At 52.8% G+C, this 21,122-nt stretch carries 15 protein-coding genes; 10 read left to right on the forward strand and 5 right to left on the reverse strand.

What is annotated here, in order from left to right; genetic code table 11:
* Positions 1-584: 584 nt before the first annotated feature.
* Positions 585-1,229, forward strand: coding sequence for a phage integrase N-terminal domain-containing protein (locus DWB85_RS12405; protein ID WP_239017315.1), 645 nt, complete (start codon positions 585-587; stop codon positions 1,227-1,229).
* 275 nt (positions 1,230-1,504) lie between these two features.
* Here the strand turns inward: DWB85_RS12405 and DWB85_RS12410 are convergent, their stop codons facing one another.
* From DWB85_RS12410 to DWB85_RS12430, 5 genes are all read right to left on the reverse strand, one after another.
* Positions 1,505-3,166, reverse strand: a complete 1,662-nt coding sequence (locus DWB85_RS12410) for a DEAD/DEAH box helicase (protein ID WP_117955067.1) — start codon at positions 3,164-3,166, stop codon at positions 1,505-1,507.
* On the reverse strand, positions 3,163-3,360 hold the full coding sequence (locus tag DWB85_RS19965) for an HNH endonuclease (protein WP_117955069.1): 198 nt from the start codon (positions 3,358-3,360) through the stop codon (positions 3,163-3,165). Before DWB85_RS19965 ends, DWB85_RS12410 begins: the two co-directional genes overlap by 4 nt.
* Complete coding sequence (locus tag DWB85_RS12420; RefSeq protein ID WP_117955071.1) at positions 3,357-3,629, reverse strand: helix-turn-helix domain-containing protein; 273 nt, start codon at positions 3,627-3,629, stop codon at positions 3,357-3,359. The genes DWB85_RS19965 and DWB85_RS12420 overlap by 4 nt, the downstream gene beginning before the upstream one ends.
* 9 nt (positions 3,630-3,638) lie before the next feature.
* Entirely contained in the window at positions 3,639-3,944 is a 306-nt protein-coding gene (locus DWB85_RS12425) for a hypothetical protein (protein ID WP_117955073.1), read from the reverse strand.
* 90 nt (positions 3,945-4,034) lie between these two features.
* Positions 4,035-5,000 carry an ARPP-1 family domain-containing protein gene (locus tag DWB85_RS12430; RefSeq protein ID WP_133300615.1) on the reverse strand — a complete coding sequence of 322 codons (966 nt, stop codon included), beginning with the start codon at positions 4,998-5,000 and terminating at the stop codon, positions 4,035-4,037.
* A gap of 269 nt (positions 5,001-5,269) precedes the next feature.
* On the opposite strand from DWB85_RS12430, the gene DWB85_RS12435 reads away from it, so the two are divergent.
* The 9 genes from DWB85_RS12435 to DWB85_RS12475 all read left to right on the forward strand — a co-directional run bounded on the left by DWB85_RS12435 (position 5,270) and on the right by DWB85_RS12475 (position 20,862).
* Positions 5,270-6,790 (forward strand): sigma-54 interaction domain-containing protein, encoded by a 1,521-nt coding sequence (locus DWB85_RS12435; protein ID WP_117955077.1) that lies wholly within the window; start codon positions 5,270-5,272, stop codon positions 6,788-6,790.
* A gap of 28 nt (positions 6,791-6,818) precedes the next feature.
* On the forward strand, positions 6,819-10,304 hold the full coding sequence (locus DWB85_RS12440) for a DEAD/DEAH box helicase family protein (protein ID WP_117955079.1): 3,486 nt from the start codon (positions 6,819-6,821) through the stop codon (positions 10,302-10,304).
* 51 nt (positions 10,305-10,355) lie between these two features.
* Entirely contained in the window at positions 10,356-11,921 is a 1,566-nt protein-coding gene (locus DWB85_RS12445; protein ID WP_117955081.1) for a type I restriction-modification system subunit M, read from the forward strand.
* Complete coding sequence (locus DWB85_RS12450) at positions 11,918-13,093, forward strand: restriction endonuclease subunit S (protein ID WP_117955083.1); 1,176 nt, start codon at positions 11,918-11,920, stop codon at positions 13,091-13,093. Before DWB85_RS12445 ends, DWB85_RS12450 begins: the two co-directional genes overlap by 4 nt.
* 3 nt (positions 13,094-13,096) lie before the next feature.
* Complete coding sequence (locus DWB85_RS12455; protein WP_117955086.1) at positions 13,097-14,572, forward strand: hypothetical protein; 1,476 nt, start codon at positions 13,097-13,099, stop codon at positions 14,570-14,572.
* Positions 14,573-14,591: 19 nt separating this feature from the next.
* Entirely contained in the window at positions 14,592-16,328 is a 1,737-nt protein-coding gene (locus tag DWB85_RS12460) for an acetate and sugar kinases/Hsc70/actin family protein (RefSeq protein ID WP_117955088.1), read from the forward strand.
* 17 nt (positions 16,329-16,345) lie between these two features.
* On the forward strand, positions 16,346-18,319 hold the full coding sequence (locus DWB85_RS12465) for an AAA family ATPase (RefSeq protein ID WP_117955090.1): 1,974 nt from the start codon (positions 16,346-16,348) through the stop codon (positions 18,317-18,319).
* Positions 18,319-19,197 carry a hypothetical protein gene (locus DWB85_RS12470; RefSeq protein ID WP_117955092.1) on the forward strand — a complete coding sequence of 293 codons (879 nt, stop codon included), beginning with the start codon at positions 18,319-18,321 and terminating at the stop codon, positions 19,195-19,197. The genes DWB85_RS12465 and DWB85_RS12470 overlap by 1 nt, the downstream gene beginning before the upstream one ends.
* Positions 19,198-19,422: 225 nt before the next feature.
* On the forward strand, positions 19,423-20,862 hold the full coding sequence (locus tag DWB85_RS12475) for a hypothetical protein (protein ID WP_117955094.1): 1,440 nt from the start codon (positions 19,423-19,425) through the stop codon (positions 20,860-20,862).
* Positions 20,863-21,122 lie beyond the last annotated feature (260 nt).

Raw genomic sequence — 21,122 nt, forward strand, 5'->3', positions numbered from 1 at the left:
CCACTGTCGTAGCTCATCCTGAGTGACGGGAGGCTGGCGCGGGCTATGCACGTCGGGATCTGAACTGAACCCGGTGCACTGTCGCCCTTGTCACTACCGCGCCGCGCGATGTAGTGACAAGGGCGCTGCGCCCGTAAACCGCGCCGGCGCCGGGATGAATAGCGGGGTTACGGCCAGATGACGTGCACATACACTGGCATCGCGATTGACGAATTCAACGCGGCCACTGCGACAGTGTGGCATCTGGGCTCTGCCCATACGGAACCAGGCGAAAGCCTGTCGTTCCGAGCGCTGACCTGGTCAGCATCGTAACCGCGTCGTGCCCGCACGACGTTTCATTCAAACCGCGGCGATGGTGCCGCAGTGCAAAAAAGGGAGGAGAAGTCATCACCATCACAACGTTGCCCCTGGGGGCTAATTGGTCTGCACCGTATCGGTTCCCTTCAGGATCCGGCGGTGTTGCCTGAGAGTAGGCACTTTCAGGTTGCCGGGGAGTGGTGTCCCCTGACCGTTTCGCGTCAGCGAGCCAGCCGGGCTACGAGCCCGCGGTAGGTCATAAACACTCAGCGACGGGAGTCGACACTGTGAAAGACCTGAACTACCAATTGAAACGTTTGTGTTACGACAACCGCGAGGGCAGTGAGTCCACGCAGGCGGCGCGACGCCATATGCTGAACCAGATCGCGGATCAGCTACATGAGATGGGCTACCGCGGCATGTCCAGTCGGTCGCTCAAACCCAAACACGTCGAGGCGCTTGTTGAGCGCTGGGCTCGACAGGGGCTGGGTGCCGGCACGATCAAGAACCGCATGAACGCGCTACGGTGGTGGGCGGCCCGCGTCAATCGAAGCAACGTCATTGCCCGCTCCAACGACTTCTATGGCATACCCAACCGGACCTTCGTGAGTCAGACCTCCAAGGCCTGTGAGGTCGGCGCCGGGCAACTGGCCCAGATCAGGGATGTCCACGTGGTCATGAGTTTGCAGTTGCAGCGCGCCTTTGGCCTGCGACGCGAGGAGGCGATGAAGTTTAACCCAAGCTATGCCGACCGGGGCGATCACTTGTACCTGAAGCGCAGCTGGACCAAGGGGGGCAGGCCGCGCCTCATCCCGATTCGAACGGAGGCCCAACGCAGCGTGCTCGAGCAGGCGCATCGACTGGCGGGCAAAGGATCACTGATTCCGAGCAGCAGGAACTATGTCCAGCAGTTGCGCACTTACGAGCGCTGAACTGCGCGGGCGGGGTTGTCGAAGCTGCACGGATTACGGCATGCCTACGCGCAGGCGCGTTATCAGGAACTGACCGGGTGGCCGTCACCGAGTGCAGGCGGGCCCAGTCGTGGTGCTCTAACAGCGGAGCAGCGTGTCCTCGATGAGCAAAGCCGCCTGACCATCAGTGAGGAGCTTGGGCATTCCAGACTCGAAATTACCCGGGTCTATCTGGGTTAACACGGCATTTGACTGGCCGTAAGTATTTAGTGGTTTAGTGTGTTGTTCAGTGCATACTAGTTTGCCTCCAGGATTGAACGAAGCCGCGCCCAGCTTTCATCAGGCAGGGTTTGAATAATTTTTACCAGCCTCTGATCGCCACTCCTGAGAATCCGACCACGGACAATTGGTGCAATCTCTTCGGCGCTTTGCACCTCCTCTTCTTCGATGTCGATTCCGCGAACTATAGCGCCTGTTCGGAGTGCTTCATCCAGAGTCAGCTTGAAAGCATGTTCGAAAGAATTGCCGCAGGCGTGGCAGCTCTTGGCAGTCATCGGGTTCAGTGCGCCGCAGTCACTACATGGCTTCAGTCGCTCGGGCGCCTTGGGGAATTCGTGTCCGCAGACCGGGCAGGCCGCTGCACCGAGTTCGCACTCGTGTCCGCACTCTTTGCAGACCTTGTGTTTGGGGGTGTCGCCACCTTTGCGAGCTGCCGGAGACATCTCTTCTTCAACGCGCCTTGCGAAGTCCTCGAAGAGTTGGAAAGAGGGCATCACCACGTAAGCCCGGGTGTCATCGTCCGAGCCCATCGTCCTGACTACCCGACCCACTGCCTGGCGGAACGCCAGCTCAGTCAGCGCGTTAGGCAGGTAGAGAAGGACTCGCAAGCGCTTGATGTCCACGCCCTCTGATACCATCGCTACCGAGACTAGCCAGCGTTTGTCCGTGTTTCGGAAGGCGCGGATCTTGGCATTTGGGTTGGGCATCTGGCTGTGTACCAGTATCGGCTTCTCGCCTTCAATGCGCTCGAGTAGGTCGACCATATATTCGGCCATCTGGATACTGGGGGCGATAATCAGGCCTCCCGCCTCGGGCATACGATGACGAAGCTCAGAGAGCTTGTTGCTGCCCCATTCGACCATGGTCGCCTGGTAGCCGTCCTGTAGGGGTGTTACCTGGTCTTTTTCAAATTGCGGCGTCTTGGCCAGCCTGTAGAAGTCCAGGGCCTTCTGAAGCCCGTGAACCCGCTTCAGCTCGGGCGGAAGCTCTGCCTTCTCGTGCCCAGAAACCTTCACCTCCTGACCATCCAGATCAACAGTGAATTTGCCCTCGTGGCGGTGGAAAGTAACGGGGCGACAGTAACCGAGATCAACGGCTTCGCCGTAGGTGAGGGTATAGGTGCCGTCCTCGGGATGGTCGATGGCACCTGCATCGTCATAGGCTAGCCATACAGACTCCGCTCCGTCTGATCGAATGGGGGTGCCGGTGAGCACCAGGACATAGCGGCCGTCCGCGAAGGCTCCATCTGCACCGCGGCCCCATGCGGCCTCTACCGCGGCGTGGTGGTGCTCATCGCAGATCACCAGGGTTTTGTTGGCCCTGCACACCGCCTGCAGCTCTGGCAATAGATCCTGGATGGCAGCCCAGGTGGCGCAAACATCGACGGAGAGGCCTTCAATGTCGCCATCTGCTGCGGTGACTTTGGCCATGTGACGACCAGTGACGAACCGGAAGTCGTCAGCCCACTGGTTCACGACTTCTGCTCGCGGCGCGATCACGATAACCCGTTCTATCTCACCCATCTGAATGAGTGTTTCAGCGATAGCGCAGGACGCGAGGGTCTTACCCGCACCGGGGGCCGCATTGATGAGGAAATGACGATCCTCGCCACGAGCAACCAACCAATCGATGGCCTTGTTGTGTGCCTCACGCTGCCAATTCCGCAGTTTGATTTTCATTTTGCACCCTTCCGTAGATTGCAGGTCGCACAGAGCGCCTGCCCGTTGTCTGTTGTTGTGGTGCCGCCCTTTGAGTAGGCCACCACGTGATCCGCATGAAACTGTTGGCCAAGAGGCTTGGCGCAACTGCAGCACTTGCCCCCGGCTATCCAAGCCAAGATTCGCCTCTGTCGCTTGCTGAATCGCCTGTTCATCGGCTCAGCCAGTACTCCGTCAAGGTCACTTCCTTAACCGGAAGGTTCCGTGGTGGTTCCAGCCTTGCGGACTCGTTGATCCTTCTCAGTGCGGCCACGAACGGCACGCGTTTTGACTTGATGACATATCCGTCTCTGCGCATATCTGAAATTACCTTGGTCAGGCTTGGCACGCCGAAAAGAACAATGCATTCGAGCTGTGTGATGGGGTGGCCCGCGAGGAGGTGCTCTTTCACCCCCAGCACCAATTGAGTTCTGTTGTTTGACATAGCTCCTCCTTATGCCGCCATGGAAAGCGTGTGTTCCAGGAGAGTCTCCTGGGGTATGTGGGGTCCGAAGTCATCTTCGGACGAATACTCCTGGCTCACGATCCGCCAGCTCCAGCGCTCCATCACCTCATCCACTGGAAGTTCTGAAAACGGGGTGCGCCCATGAATTACCGTCCTGGGCGACGGGCTGACGGAGTCGTCCGCTGCATCTGCAATCAGCGACGCGCACTCCAGTAACTCGTGAGATGGAATTTCGCCACCGTATACACGCTGGAGCTCCGCGTAGATCTGGCGAACTTTCTTAGGCTTGTTCATGCTCTTGCTCCCGTGTATTGGTGTCGTTGAAATTCAGTTAGTGCGGCGTCCTTGCCGCGGCCCTATTGGGTGTTCCCCTTCAGAGCCTCGTTAGAGGCTCCGCCTGTGCCTGCGTCCCGGGCGATAGCCCGAGGGCGCTTGCTCCGTCACAAACCCTGACAGGTGGACGACCTGGCCCTCTACGGCCAACGCTGCCGAGGCCAAATGGCCTGAGAGAAGACGATGGTCCTGGCCCATGCCGACGGAGTCGTAGTGCTCCCATTGCCCGCCCTCGATAATTTCAAGAAAGCGCAGTGCCTCTGAGAGTGAGGCCCTCTGGCGGTCGACGGGGGCAGATTCAAGTGCGTCTATGGCGTAGCTCTTGATGAGCTTGCCGTTCAGGTTGGCGTAGGTAGTGGCCTTGTCGAAAAGATCCATCCCGACGAGCTTGCCGTGCAGAAAATAGAAAGCACCCACCTGGCGAGCCTCAGGCTCGAGCTCGCCTACATACTCCTCAAGTGTCGGCGCCGCATCCTGATACATATCTGCCATGGCCGATGTATTCGATGCGGACTCCATTACAGAGAACTTGCGGTCAATTTCAGACCACACCTCGCCCTGGTCACTGCGTCGAGCGCCCGACTGCCGCATTGAGCGGCTCACAGAGGCCATTTTTTTGGCCCGGCCGAGGGCGAAGTGGGTCCGGTCGGTACGCTCGAAGTTTTCAGAGCGGTAAGACCAGCGGCCCGACTCCACGCAGGATACGGGTATGACTGCTGTGGTCTGGGCGGGCACGAGCAGCGTGAGGTTGACCACCCGGTTCTGTTTTGCGCCTACCAACTCCTCGCCGTCGAGCAGGAGTACGGGGCTGTCCAGTTTGTTCTCGAGCTTGAGCTCGGGAACGCTACCTGAGTCACTGGTCTCAGTTATTTCGACGCCGGACCTGTCAAACGCCTGGTCCATAGTCATGTAGCTAAGGCCCGACTCCTGCGTGAAATTAAAGATTGGCGCGATCGCCAGTCCCCGAAATTCCTTCGGCTGTCCGAACATGAGATGCTTGGGAAGTGGTGCTGTCATTTTCTCTCCAGAGCGAAATTTTTGTCGTCGATATGCCTTTTGCAGTTGGCGTGCCAAGTTTTGTTTGAAGAGGGAAAAATGAGATTAAGTTATTGAAAAATATAGAAATAAAAAATCAAAAAAGAGGTGATTTCTGCGCTTCCTTAAAGTCTGCGCCCCTTGCAATGCATAAAAAAATTTCTCAACAAGAAATATATTTGCTAAATTGTGTGTTGTTTGGCGATGGGGGTGCCTGGCGAGCCCCATTGTTGATAAGAGGAGCTGGGAGAATGACGAAGGAAGTACTTGTTACCTGGGTGGGTGGTAATGACTTGGGTGCCCCTGCGACTGGGGGCGAAAGCCTGGGGCCTATTCTCAGTACATTGTTAGAAAGGCCGCACCGGAAAGTAGAGCTTCTTTACAACTACGATAAGGAACAGGTGGTGCCCTATGCCGATTGGCTTGTGGGTCAAGTAAAAGAAAGGCTTGGTGTCGATATTCTCATAGGTCTGCATCGCGCCTCGCTCGAAAGCCCCGTTCATTACGGTGATATCTATTCAGCAGCCAATAGCTTGCTAGCTAGCGTGATGGAAGGTTTCGATAGAGATCAGGTTTCAGTACTGGTAAGCCCTGGCACGCCTCAGATGCACGCAGTTTGGTTGTTGCTTTGTAAGACGACATACAAATTGCCGATGCTTCAGTCCTCCCCGGAGGCGGGGGTGGGTGATGTGGAGGTGCCCTTCGATATAGTGGCAGATTTCATTCCGGGCCTTCTCGCTGAATCAGACGCGACACTCCGTCGATTGGCTTCTGGGGAAACGGATGTCCCGCCTGCATTCGACGAAATTAAGACGCAAAGCCCTGTGGTGAAGGATCAGATCGTTAAAGCGCAGCGAGCAGCCCAGCGCGATATTCCTGTGTTGATCCTTGGAGAATCTGGTACGGGAAAAGAGCTATTTGCTCGAGCAATTCACGAAGCGAGCCCAAGGGCAGGCTCCGCATTCATAGACGTGAATTGTGGCGCCATTCCTCACGAACTTGTTGATAGCGAGTTGTTCGGGCACAAGAAGGGGGCATTTACCGGGGCCATCGCAGATAGGGATGGGCGTTTCAAGGAGGCAGATGGGGGCACGATATTTCTTGATGAGTTCGGGGAGTTGCCCCTTGATACCCAGGTGCGTCTTTTGCGGGTACTAAATGACGGCACCTTCAATCGAGTAGGCGATACGGGTAAATCCAAAGTCGATGTCCGCGTGATAGCGGCGACTAATCGCGATCTTATGGCGGAGGTCGTAGAGGGGAGCTTTCGAGAAGATCTCTTCTATCGTGTCGCGGTGGGGGTGATCAATCTCCCTCCTTTGCGAGAGCGCGAGGGGGATTTGATGATGCTAACGGATATTTTCCTGCAGGCGATAAATGAAGCAGAGCTGGACCTTGATTCCAGTTATAAACATAAAAAATTATCTGCCAAGGCTATGAATGTTATCAAGTCACATGGCTGGCCGGGTAACGTCAGAGAGCTGCAAGCGAGTCTTACCCGTGCCAGCGTGTGGTCTCGAGGAGAGACCATAACGGAGAGGGAAATGAGGGAGGCACTACTGGAGCGCCCTGCGAAGGCTGGTGACTTATTGGGTAGAAGTCTCGATAATACCTTTGATATTCAAGATCTTATCAAAGACCTAAAGCGGCACTACATCAAGAAGGCCCTCGCGGAGACGGGCAATAACAAAACGAAATCCGCTGAAAAATTGGGGCTGAATAACTATCAGACCCTTAACAAGTGGATGGATGATGTAGGACTAAAGGAATAGTTGGCATGCCCCTTGCTCAAGGGGCAGCATGGACAGAATTGAACCTATGACGTCACAGAACTTCGAGATGCTTCGACCTCACTGGCCAGACCTGGCGAACCTGGGCGGTCATGCGGAGAAGTATGTATTCGATGACCCCCAGAGTGCGTTGATCAAGCTGCGCTGCTTTGCTGAGAAGCTGGTGGGTATCGTCTATCGCGAGTGGTCTCTGCCCAGCTACCCCAATGACAAGTTCATCGATCGCCTGGAGAACAATGCGTTCGCATCTGTAGTTGATTCCGCGATCATCGACAAGCTGCATGCCATACGCAAGGAAGGTAATAAAGCTGCACACGAGGGTAAGTTCGGTAAAGGCAGCAGTCTGTGGTTACTGAAAGAAGCTCATATTCTGGGTTCCTGGTTACTCCTGTCGCTGAAGAAGGGCGATAAGGCAGACCTGCAGCCCTTCGTGGAGCCGCAGCCAGCAGAGAAGCTCTCTGCCAAGAAAGCCGAAGCCCTGCAGAAGCGTTTGGCTGAACATCAGGCCCGATTTGACCAGGCCATGGCCGAACTCGAAGCCTCCCAAAAGGCGGAGCAACAGGCGCAGGCGGAAGCGGCCAAGCTGAAACAGCAGTTGGATGATGCCTCGGTTGCCCGGCACAAACAGGCCAACGAGGCTGCAAAGAACCTTCTCGAACTCAACGAAGCCCAGACGCGCCGGCGCCTGATTGATAGCGAGCTTCACAGCCGCGGTTGGGATATCGACCTCGTCGAAGGCAAAGACACCAAGGAAGTCAGGTTCGAAGTCGAGGTTGATGGCCAGCCGACGCAATCGGGTATCGGCTACTGTGATTACGTACTGTATGACGACAATGGCAAGCCGCTGGCCGTTGTCGAGGCCAAGCGCACACGAGAGAATGCCGAGAAGGGGCGACAGCAAGCCAAACTCTATGCGGACGCCCTGGAAAAGGCGCATGGCCAGCGCCCGGTGATTTTCTACACCAATGGCCACGATATTTACATCTGGGATGATGCACAGAAGGCTACGCCGCGAAAATTGTACAGCTTCTATGGCAAAGACAGCCTGCAGTACCTGATTCGCCAGCGCATTACCCGTAAGGATTTGAACGCCACCCCCATCGATACGGATATCGCCGGGCGGATGTACCAGATTGAAGCCATCACCCGCGTATGTGAGCGCTTTACTGCGAACCACCGTAAGGCGCTCTTGGTGCAGGCAACAGGTACGGGTAAGACGCGTGTTGCCATCGCTCTCACCAAGCGCATGATTGATGCCGGCTGGGCCAAGCGTGTGCTGTTCCTGTGTGACCGTAAGGAGCTGCGCAAGCAGGCCGGCAAGGCATACAACGAGTTCCTGAGTGAGCCGCTGTATATTGTTGGTAAGAGTAAGAAGGCCGATCGAGGGATGGCTCAGCTATACATTGCCACATACCCCGGCATGATGCGCATCATGGAAGAGTTTGATCCAGGTTACTTTGATCTCATCATCGCCGATGAGTCTCACCGCTCTATCTATAACGTCTTCGGTGATATTTTTAAGTACTACGATGCACTTCAGCTGGGCCTGACTGCCACTCCGGTAGAGATGATCAGCCGGTCAACCAGCCAACTGTTCGGTTGTGATTACAAAATGCCCACGGCGAACTACCCGCTGGAGCAGGCGGTGGCGGACGGCCACCTGGTCCCTTTCAAGGTGGTCAGCCACACCACACAGTTCCTGCGTGAGGGTATCCAGGGCCACAGCCTGAGCGATGAACAGATCGCCGAGCTGGAAGAGCAGGGCATCGATCCCAATGAGCTGGATTTCAACGCAGCCAGCCTCGATAAGGCCGTTTTCAACAAAGACACCAACCGCGCCATCCTCAAGAACCTGATGGAGAGTGGTCAGCGATTGGCAGATGGCCAGACCCTCGGGAAATCCATCATTTTTGCTCGCAATATCCAGCACGCTGACCTGTTGGCCGAGCTTTTTACAGAGATGTACCCCGAATACGGAGGTAACTTTTGCCGCGTGATCCACTCAAAGTTCGAGCGCGCCGAGGAGCTAATCGACGATTTCAAGGCTACCGACGGCAAAGACAGCGAGATCACCATAGCCATCTCTGTCGATATGTTGGACACCGGTATCGATGTCCCTGAGGTGCTGAACCTGGTGTTCGCCAAACCCGTGAAATCCAAGGTGAAGTTCTGGCAAATGATCGGCCGTGGCACGCGTCTTTGCCCGAACCTCTATGGCTCCGCGACTGACGGCAGCGACGACAAGTCAAAGTTTCTGATCTTCGACCACTGGGCCAACTTCGAATATTTCGAGATGGAACCGGAAGAGGAAGACCCTCGCCAAAGCAAGTCGCTCAGCCAGAAGCTGTTCGAGGCGAGGCTTACTTTCGCTGAGGAAGCGTTGAAACGTGGTGAAATGGACGCCTTTGGCAAGATGGTCTTGTTGATCAAGCAGGATATCGACAGCCTCGACGATAAGAATATCGCCATCAAAGACAACTGGACACTCAAGCAACAGCTGAGCCAGGTGGACGTTCTCCACCAGTTTGCGCCCATGACCAAGGGCTTACTGTTTGATCAAATGGCCCCGTTGATGCAGTGGCGCAACATCAAGGGACAAAGCGAGGCCCTCAAGTTCGATCTGGACATCGTCAATGCGCAGTACGCCCGCATGGCGCAGCCCGGCCTCCTCGATCCGGTTAAGGATCAGATACTGGGCAAGGTGCGAACGCTGTCCATGCACCTGAATCAGGTTCGCAGCAAGGCCGCGGAGATCAACCGGATTCAGCAGGACGATTTCTGGCAAGTAGCGGCTTTCGATGATTTCGAGCAGCAGCGGCAAAGCCTACGTGGAGTGATTCATCTGCGCGACAAGGGCGCAACGCCACCCCCACAGCCCCTGATGATCCTGGACATCAAGGAGCATGAGGGCGAGTACCTGACTGAGGAGCGAAAAACCAATATACGCACAGTGGATTACGAGATATACCGGCAGGAAGTTGAGAAAACGTTGACGCCACTGTTCGAGAAAGACCCTGTGCTGCAAAAGATTCGTGCCGGGGAGCCAGTAACGGAAGCTGAGCTGGCTCAGCTGAACGCGATGGTCCATACACAGAACCCCCGTGTGGACCTTAACCTGCTCGCAGAGTTCTTTCCGGACTCGACCGCCGGTTTGGATCAGCTTCTACGTACCATCGTTGGCCTGGATATTAGCGTGATCAAACAGCAGTTCACCGAATTTGTTCAGGAGCATCACATCAAGCTGAATGCGATGCAACAGCGCTTCCTTGGCCTGCTGGAAAGTGAAATCTGTCGCCGTGGACATATGACGATTGCCGACCTCTACGAACAGCCGTTCAAGTCACTGCATACCGATGGTATCGATGGGCTATTCCAGGACGAGCAGGCACACCTGATAGCGGGTTTTGTCGCCGGGTTTACTGTCAAGGCAGAGCAACCCGTTAAAAAAGTAGAGCTGCCGGTATCCGAGCAGATTGTAGAACAACCCAAACGCTAAATATTAAGTTGCCTGGGCTAGCCAGACAGCAAGCAGTTTAAAGAGAAGACAATGATTACAGGCGCATTGAAAGGCAAGATCGATAAGCTCTGGGTGGAATTCTGGACGGGGGGTGTAACCAACCCCCTGACGGTGATCGAGCAGATTACCTTCCTGATGTATGCCCGTCTTTTAGACATGAACGAGACTAGCGACGAGAAGCGGGCCGAGCGATCCGGGAAAACCTTCAGCCATCGTTTCTCCGACGAACAGCAGCACCTGCGATGGCAGAACTTTCGGCATATAGAGTCTGCTGACGAGTTGTTGCGAGTGGTGCGCGACGAGCTATTTCCGTTCTTCAAGACGTCCAGCGGCGAAGGCTCCCTCTTCTCCGAGTTTATGAAAGATGCCCAGCTCATGATTCAAAAGCCTTCGCTACTGCGAAAGGCTATCGACATGGTTAACGATCTCCCCCTGAGCCAGGGCGATACCAAGGGTGATCTGTACGAATACCTCCTGAGCAAGCTCACCACTGCGGGCATTAACGGCCAGTTCCGTACACCGCGGCACATTATTCGCGCCATGGTGGATATGATGGACCCGTCGGCAACCGACCGTATCTGCGATCCCGCCTGTGGGACGGCAGGATTCCTGAGTACGACCTACGAGTTCATGCTCGAGAAGTACAGCTCAAAGGACGGCACTATCCGAGAGATTGTCCTTGATGAAAATGGCGAAGAGCAGGAACAAGTCATCTACACCGGCGATCTATTGGCTGACCACCGAGAGCATGTAGACAAAGACATGTTTCACGGCTTCGACTTCGATGCCACCATGCTGCGCATCGCCGCTATGAATTTGGTGATGCACGGCGTTACCGAGCCGGATATTCATTACCAGGATACCCTCAGTCTGGGTTTCATTGAGCGTTTCCCCGACTCGGCGAGAGAGAGCTTTGATTTGGTGCTGGCCAATCCACCCTTTAAAGGCAGCTTGGATGAGGAAGATGTCGATCCTGAAATTCTCCGTACTGTTAAAACCAAGAAGACGGAACTGCTGTTTGTTGCACTGATCCTTAGAATGCTCAAAGTGGGTGGTAGGGCCGCGGTAATCGTGCCTGATGGTGTTTTATTTGGCTCCTCAAAGGCTCACCAACAGTTGCGTAAGACTCTAATCGACGATAACCAGCTGGAAGCGATAGTCAGCCTACCAAGTGGGGTGTTCAAGCCCTATGCGGGTGTGAGTACCGCGGTGATGATCTTCACCAAAGGTGGCCAGACGGATCGGGTTTGGTTTTACGACCTGCAGGCGGATGGATTTTCCCTGGATGACAAAAGAACAAAATTGAGCGGAGAGGATAGTGACGATCTACCGGACCTGGTGGGTCAATGGAGGGAATATAGTGAGAGGGTTGCCGCAGGAAAATCGGTTGAGCAATGGAACGATAAGACCGCTAAAGCATTTTTTGTAGCTAAGGCCGACATTGCAAATAATAAATACGACCTCTCCATCAATCGATATAAAGAGGTTGCCTATGAGGAGGCGCGGTACGAGCCGCCTTCAGAAGTTCTGAGTCGTTTGATGAGTTTGGAAAATGAGATACAGAACAGTCTGAAAGAGCTGGAAGCACTGCTGTGAAGTGGCCTTTGGTAGAAATTGACAAGGTGGCGCAGGTAAATCCTAGACTACCAAAAGGAATAGATGAGACTCAGATCGTTTCGTTCATTGGTATGGCTTCAGTCTCTGAGGATGGGAAGTTACTGTCTGAAGAAGACCGGGTTCTGGCCGAAACGAAGAAGGGGTTTACCTATTTCACACGACAGGACGTCCTTCTTGCCAAGATCACGCCCTGTTTCGAAAACGGGAAATGTCTGCATGCCGGACAAATTTCCCATGAAGTAGGATTTGGTTCCACAGAATTTCATGTGATTAGAGCTAACCCAGACGAGCTCGATGCCAAGTATCTTTTCTATCTTGTATGGAACAATTCTTTCAGGTTCTATGGTCAACACTCCATGTCTGGCGCAGCCGGCCAAAAAAGGGTATCGGCTGACTTCATCAAAAAATTTAAGATACCTTTGCCACCACTTAAAGAGCAAAAACGCATCGCCGCCATTCTCAACAAAGCTAACAACCTCCGCCGCAAACGCCAGCAAACCATCCAGCTCGCAGACGAATTTTTGCGCGCTGTTTTTCTGGATATGTTTGGAGGTGGGAAGTTTCCGCGGGTCACGATAGGGGAAATCTGCGACGTAAAAGGCGGTAAGCGACTCCCAAAAGGAGAGGAATACGCAAATTCAAAAACAAATCACGCCTATCTTCGCGTAGTAGACTTCAAGAACCGAGGAATTGATACTAGAGGTCTGAAATATATTTCGGAAGCAACACACAAAAAGATCCGTAGATATGTCATTTCTCACGAGGATGTGTACATTTCGATTGCTGGAACAATTGGGCTGGCAGGAATCGTGCCTGCTGAACTCTCTGGGTCTAACCTCACTGAAAACGCGGCAAAGCTTGTCATAAGAGATAAGGGCTCGGTTTGTAATGAATACTTGGCGTTCTGGCTTAGTACACCAGATGCTCAAAGGCAAATAAAGGCTAAGACAATGCTTACAAGCCAGCCGAAGCTTGCACTGTTTCGTATTGAAGAACTCGAAGTTCCTTTGCCCAAGTACCAAGAACAAATACGTTTCCTGAAAATCAAAAATAGACTCGAAAAAGGCTACTTCTATCTCGAAGACTCAAGAAGCCAGGGAATGGAATTGTTCAACGCTCTGAGCCAGAAGGCTTTTTCAGGAGAACTATAAGCCGTGAATAATAAGCAAGCTGAAATGCCTGAAAGCGTAGAAGATCAGCTGGAGTTCATTCAATCAGCCAATAATCTCCGAAGCGTCAATCGATTGCTGACGCAGGTGATGGCAAAGCAGAGGATCCAGGCTCTCATAAAGGAAGAAAACCTTTCGACTATCAGTGATGCTGTTATGGATCTGGCTTTAGCTGGAGATGGTGATGATGATGAGAATCGGCTGCTAGCGGCGGCGGTTCTGGGGCGATTGTCTGCTGTAGCTCGTACTCGTGATGCCGTGGTATTTGAGCGCATCTCTGAGCTATTTGAGTCTACGCCTTTGCCGATCGAGACCTTGGCCGATGGTGATGAAAAGTACTATGCGTCCTTGAGCTTCGCGGCTATTGAAGCCGACTGGCTGGTCGACTACTGCCACCAGCAGTCGGTGCTGATTGATACATCAGAGAAAGCCCGTCGCGTGCTCTTGTCGATAGCACTACGCGAAGCAGGCTCTTTGTCTGACTTTTGGCAAATGAATCAACCTGCTCTCAGTCAATTAAGTGAACTGAAGGGGGGTGATACACGATACAAGCGTATCCGCCGGATAACGAGCGCATCCAGTGAAATTGTTCGTGAGTGGCAGGGCGAAGTAGGTGTCGACGCGGGCCTGGCGCTGGCAAACTGGTTCTCAGATATTGTGAAAAGCAGCAAGAAGGATGTGGGAGAGGAAGTTCTCACCGGTATTCTCGATGAATCGCTGACCATGCTGATACGTATCATTGAGTTACGTTTCTCAAATGCCTTGCTTTCCCCGACTTATGGCATGTTGGGTAGTGCCAGGGATGCGTTCGGTAGGCAGGGCTGGACTGACCTTCTCCGTAGCTCAAACAACATAGATAAAGTGCGTATTGCGCTTAAAGAAGCCGCTCTGGTTCTGGCACGCCAGGACAAACAAGATCCTGCTTTAATGGGCGTACTAGTTACTGCTTATGATTCTCGTGAACGAGTTATGCCGGCAATCACGTTGCACTTTACAGACGCTCAAGACTTGATACCAGAGACTAAGCTCTGGTGGGAGCAGGCCGGAGAGCTGAAGAAAAGTCAACGCGTTGTCGAGCAGGTTATGGGTAACCCTGAGGATCAGCAGATTGGATCTCTGCTGATCAATGTTGAAGAAAGCAAGACAGTTATGGAGAAGCTAGAGAGGGCTGTGGTTCCGTTTCTCGAGATCTCTGATCCACCTCTGGCAGAAACTGTGAAGAAGGCAGCAGGGAGCTATAGCGAGATAGCGATCGCTGCTCGTCAGCTAGCGACAATGCGCAAGCTCAAACACATGAATGAAAAGGGAAAGATAGTCGAGTACAAGCCTCTGAAGTACGAGATGCTCGGAGGACACAAGCTAGGTATTCGAAAAGTAAAGGTAGAGCGCGACGGAATTCAAAAGGAATTTGGTGGCAAGATCAAGGTGTTGGTCAAGCCGCGCGTGTCGCCGGTCGAATAGACACAAGGAGAAGTGAGCATTGGAAGCTATTGAGGCAAAAATACTGTTGAAGAACCTGCTGAAGCGCATTCGGCAGGTGGGTGATGACGAGTACGAATTAAATGGTAGTTTGACGGACGACGAAATGGCTGCGTTGAAGCTGGCGCTTGCGGTGATTGATGGTACGCCAGTCCCCGCGGCTGCACCAGTTACAGCTCCCACTGCTCCAGCAGTCGCACCACTAAAGCCCGTCCCCATATTCACACCTGAGCCTACGCCCGCACCCGAGATCGAAGAACCGGTAGAGCCGACACCGATAGTTCCGGTGTTTGAACTTGATACTAGCGTTCTCAGTCTACCCGAACCACCTGAAGACCGGCGTTTATGCCTTGATTTTGGTACAGCCATGTCAAAGGTGGCGCTTGTAAGGGATGCCACATCAGAACGCGACTATGAAGACATAGAAGTTCTTAAACTCGGTGTGCCGGGCGACCAGGAAGAGGTCAGCTTCACCATGTTGGTTTCGTCAGTGTTCATAGACGGTGATGGATTACTATGGTTTGGCCAGATGGCGGTAGAGCGATCTCGTCTGGAGGAAGGGAGAAAGCGGCTCGATAACATCAAGCATTACCTATCCGTCGAAGGAGATGGCTTGAATAGTGTTGTCACTGGCATATTCAATCCGACAGAAATTGAGATTACCTATGGCGATATGGTTCTCGCCTACCTAATGTTTCTAACCTGGACAGTTAATCACTGCCTGGAAGATATTGAGGAACCGAGAAATTTACCGCGCCGATTCGCCATGCCCTGTTTTAATGGTGCCAAGTCTACCGATATGGCGCAGCGCCTGGGGGAAATGCTTGGAGATGCTCAAATACTGGCTGATACATTTTTCAGTACACTGCAGAAAGGTATTCCACTGAGTACATTTGTGGAGGCCGTATCTCAACTACGAAATACTGAACGAACATATTCATTCCTGAAGGAGGCGATCACTGAGCCATTGGGTGTCGCGGGCTCCATTATGAGTTGGCAGAAGCGGGTCAATTCTTTGGTTATGGTCGTGGATGTGGGCGCCGGCACCAGCGATTTCAGTCTCTATCGTATGCACTTCGATGAGAAAGAGGGTAAGAGCGTTGCGTTAGAAGTAAACAACTCATCGCAGGGGATTACAGAGGCAGGTAATTATCTGGATACCCTGCTTCGTGGTCTTATTCTGAAGAACGCTGGCGTAACCTCAGGGCACGAGCACTGGGTAAACATTTTGGGCAGTCTGGAACTCGATCTAAGAGACTATAAGGAGCGTCTCTTTCAAGACGGTGAAGTCAGCGTGCGGCTTTTCACCGGCGACTTGGTTTCTGTCATGCTGGACGACTTTATGTCGTTGGATCAGGTCAGGAATTTCGGCGACTCACTGAAGGCATGCCGTGACGAGATCTTGAATCGGATAGACAGTAGCTGGATCGAGGGCGCTCCACACGGTGCATTGGGCTTGGCCTTGACCGGTGGTGGAGCATCACTCCCAATGGTGAGGTCCCTCGCGGAGGGGACTATAGAGGTGCACGAGAAGAAATTGAAGCTCGTGCAGACAAAAGAGTTTCCGACCTGGTTGGAAGAAGAGTATCCAGACCTGGAGGCAGACTATCCAAGAATCGCGGTCTCATTGGGTGGCGCCCGCAAGCGCATACTTGATAGTGGCGGAATTGCGAAAATAACCGCCGGAGGGCACAGCTCCAGTCCTACGTTGGGTGGTTATTACACGAAGGGCGAATAGGCTCACGATAGGAAATCATGGCTCAAGTAAAGGCTCTCAGGCTCTCCAACTTTAAATCTATCGGTGCAGATACGCAGGAAATTGGCTTTGCACCTATTACTTTACTGTTTGGTCCTAACAGCGCAGGCAAGAGTACGGTACTTCAGGCGCTCGTGTTCGCGAGAGAGGCGATCCTGCATGGCAATCTGGACCCCGATACAACCGATCTCGGTGGTGATTGGCTGGACCTGGGAGGGTTTGAGAACGTTGTTCATGGCCGGGATCTGGATGTAGCGATCGGCTTGGGAGTTACACTGGAAGTAGACGCCTCAGACCTTCCTGATTTCACAAGCGAGCATGAAGCGGAATCGTTGGAAGAGTTTGGCTTTGGTCAGCTGGAGGATCTCTTCGTTGATCTCGAATCTATCGACATCGAGATGCAGATTCGCTGGAGCGCTGACCGGGCAAGACCCTATGTCGAGATGTACAGCTGTAAGCTCGATGGTGAGTTAACGGCTGTAATACGTTCCACAACTGACGGACGCCAGGTCTATATCGATGAAATGCCCTTGTTGTCTCACTTTTTCCAGGATCCTTTAGATTTTCTGGACGATGATCGGAGCTTATACGAGATCCTTTCGGAATCGCTAAGCCAGTCTATCGTTGAACGTTCGTCCCGCGGGATGCGTGATTTGGCCGGTGGCGGCCGACCATATGCCTCCTTCAAGATCGAAGAGCTTGAGAATCTCATTGATGATGAAGACCTGCCACGTCAGGAAGTCCTACAGACACTGCTCGAGGAACTGGGCCATAGATCCACACGTCGCGCCGCAGACCTGGAGCGCCGGGTCAGATCACTGGTTACTAGTTCAGCCGGCCGATCGTCAGTCGACCAGGTCGCCATCAACCTTCGAAATCAGGACGGCGCTCTCCCTTCCTTTATTTCAGGACTTGTTTTCGAAGATGACGCCTGGTCCAAGATATATGAAGAAGGGGAGATGGATGCCTCCTATGAGCGAGCCGTTCGACTGTTGCTCCGTAGGGCTCTGGACACAGCGATCTGCGGTCCGCTAGCGTGCTTCTCTTCGGTACTGGAAGGAATGAATTACATCGGTCCACTTCGGGATCTTCCACCACGTCAAATTGAGGTGCCAAAGACAAAAACCACTTCCAGGTGGGCCAAGGGGCTAGCTGCATGGGAGTTACTTCCGGGAATGGAACCGCAGTCGATTGATGAAATCAATTATTGGCTCGGAGAAAACTGTCTGGGTTCCGGTTATCAGGTTCATTTACAGAAGTTCAGAGAGCTTCCGAACGATAGTCCGATATACGAACTCCTGGACAGCGATGTTATTAACCCAAGGGGCCTAATAAGTTTGATAGAAGACTTGCCCGAAAAGACCCGAGTAACGCTTCGAGATTCAGAGAACGGGCTCAGCGTGATGCCTCAGGACATCGGCGTGGGTATCTCACAGCTGTTTCCTGTTGTTGTAGCGAGCGTGCATTTTAACGATGCTCTGGTTTCTATCGAGCAGCCCGAACTGCATGTTCACCCGCGACTTCAAACCGAGCTAGCGGACATGTTTATTCGCTATGCCCTGGATTCCGGCAATCAGTTCTTGCTGGAAACGCACAGTGAGCACCTGATGTTGAGACTGCTAAGGAGAGTCAGGGATTCCATGGCGTCAGGGATTCCGGTGATAGTTTCTGAATCAGTATCTATGTCCGAGTCCTTTGATGTTGACTTTGACAGGTCTATAGCGCCGGAAGAAGACGAGGATATTGAGATAACCTCTGAAAGAGCCTTCCCAAGGATTACCTCCGGTAGCGAGACAGAGGCCGCGAATATGGCCAGGAGAGACTATTTATATCCTGAACACCTCGCTGTCCATTATGTGGAGCCAGCCAAGAAAGGAACAAAGTTTTCTCGGCTTCGTGTGAGTGAGGATGGAGACTTCCTCGATGAGTGGCCTCAGGGATTCTTCGAGGAACGCGATGATGAGTTGTTCTGATGTATAAGGAAGTCGCGATAAATCCTGAGTGTATGGGCCACGAAGAGTATTATTTTCTGTTGAAACGGGAGACAGGCTACGAAAAGGGCCGCTATTTGGTTGCTGATATGCGCGTATGGGCTCGGGAAGCATTTTACTACGCAAAAGAGTCGGACATGTCACCAGTAAAGAAGAAGTCCGTAACGAACTTTCTCAATAAATTGGCGAAAAACCGCAGCAATGAACACTTCGCAATGCCGGGTGATAGAAGCGGGCTTTCTGCTGATTGTTGGCTGGATTGGTGGCTCGCGCAATGCAGTCTGAGGGAATTTTCGGTTACGCTTTCAGAAGACCATCGGGAGGGTACAATTTGCCACATGGAAGTAATTGATGGGTCTGATGATTGGGAGATAGGGCCATCGCTGATGCTTCGGAGGGATTCTGTTGCGATTGTCGACGCATTGGAGTTATTGCTAAATATGAGCAAGGAGCTTCTGATTGTTGATCAGTACTTTTCATTCTCCTCAAATAAAACCCTCATCGAGATGTGTGGTCGACTTGAGCGGTGTAGCTCACTTACTTCGGTACATCTAGTTACAGCTGTTAAGACAGCAGATCCTGGCGAGGTCTATGCCAGAGAATACGCGAGTCTGATGCCAGAAGGCGTTAGCCTTCGCGTAACGCATGTTCCAGACAAGTACTTCCATGACCGCTACATGATAACGGATATTGGCGCTTTGAAAGCGGGCTATGGTTTCAAGGAGGGGGCTGACCAAGGTGCGCCATCAGACATCCTAAGTGTGAATTTGATGTCTCTTGAGGAGGTAGAGTTCATCCGCGTTAGTTTGAAGGATGCATATGAAAAAAAGAAAGCAGTAGACATATTCTCAAATAACTAGAACAGGAAGTTGGCTTACATGGAGGTTAGTCTTCGGTCGTTGTTAGACCTTTGCCGCCAGGAAGGTGTAGCTCTAAAAATTGGAGACGTTGGTCGTCGTACACGCGCGGATGTCGGTTTTAACATCCACCTGAAGGAGAGTTCCAGGACGGTAGGCTCCGTCACAAGGTGCTACCTCCATACTGGTCGTGGTCGGAATGGGCTAACTGAAGGTAAGCAGCTATTTATGCTGGCAAAGCCTTCAGAAAGAGTTCCCGAAAGGCTGGATGTAGCTGCATATACTCCGCATTCGAAAGAAATATTCTCCGAAATCGCTTCGCTAGATGAAGACCAGGTATTAATTGTCTTAGCAAAAATTGCGCTGGGAATCACCGATAATGATTGGTCGATAATCTGGAATAGTTTAGTAGAGCGCCCCGAAGTCGTTGCGCGCCTTGCTCAGGATCTCGATCAGCATTCTTGTAACAGAATGATGCGCGCGCAGCCTTGCGAGCTAGTTCCCGACTTCCTTCCAGAGATATCCCCTAGCCTAGCGGTGCTTAAAACGTATCTTCACAAATATTATGACGTTGAGGAAACTGATCGTGTTGCCAGGATAGAAGAATATATCAGGAAAAATGAAGAGTTAGAGGCGCACCTGACTCTTGCTACGTTGCTCCAACCCGGATTTCCTGATGGTTTGGGTCTGTCGTTGGGGAAGTTGGAATCCTCCGGATTTATTTCAGGGCTCAAATCTTTGCCGGCACCCTTGCCTGCGGAGGTGCTCCCACTAGTTTGGGAGGAATGGGTAAAAAGGCCTGTTGAGCAATTAGCTGAGGTTAAAGAGGGTCTGCCAGATACTCTTTGGCGGCAGCTCTCTACTTCGTGCCCGGATCCAGCGGTGCCTGACTATATCCATCTTCTTGTGCTGGACGCGCCCCTGCTATGGCGTTATGTGTCCAGAAATCACCGGAGTTTGCACTCTGCAAGCCGTAACAAGATTAAGGACTATATAGCCGGTTCTTCGGATGTATATGCTGCAATGTCTTCACTGTCGATACCTACGGAAGATGTTCCGAAGGCCCTGAACTACTTCCTGCCCGCAGAGGCCGCAATCTGGGATTTTATTGAGCTCCGTTGGGATCTGGTTTCGCCGCAGGAGCAGAGCGATTTTCGAACGGCTATTCAAGAGAGCAACTATGTCCAAGCGCAGTTTATGTTGTACCTCGCTGATAAAGGTGCTGGGGGGGATAGTTACCCCCTGCCGCGACTGGGCCGGGATGTGGAAAACCTTGTCAGCCAGCTGTTTCATTTGCACTCGGCGGATCAAACTCGCATTGCAAAGACAATCTTCATGGATTGCCCGGTAAAAGCAGGTTTTTCTGCTTGCGAGGCTTCAATGGCTCCTAACAAGAATGCAGGTCAGCGAGATCCCTATAAAGGTGGCGAGCAGAGTGCATTCAATTACTGGTGCCGACGGTTCCCGTGCGATGCAGGAGAATGCCTCGTAAATTACGAAGGCAAAGACGATGACGAACTAAACGCTGCGTTGCCGGCAAGGTATGGGATATTCGGCACCTACACAATTGGTAGCCACTTTTACACACTCGTAAAGCGTTATTGGGGCTATCAAAAGACCGTTCTGCATGATCAGAAGAACGGTGCATTTATCAGGCCGCTAGCCTGAATATTTCATGAGTCATCAGATTCGGCCAAATCTCCGCGGAGATTTTCCGATTACGGAATCGCAGGCAGTTAACAGGCTGATTCGATCTGATTTCACGCCTTGCGGGCACACTTCCCCCAACCCCCATTGTTTATCAACATGCCGGGGCAGCACTCCGGCGGGGTTACGAGGAGTTCAGGCGGAAGGCTACAGTTTGGAACAGTTCCTGGTGCGGGCAGGCACTGCTCATCAGGATGCGGATGCGACGGGTATTGCGGATA

Source organism: Seongchinamella sediminis, assembly GCF_003457605.1.
Lineage (GTDB): Bacteria > Pseudomonadota > Gammaproteobacteria > Pseudomonadales > Halieaceae > Halioglobus > Halioglobus sediminis.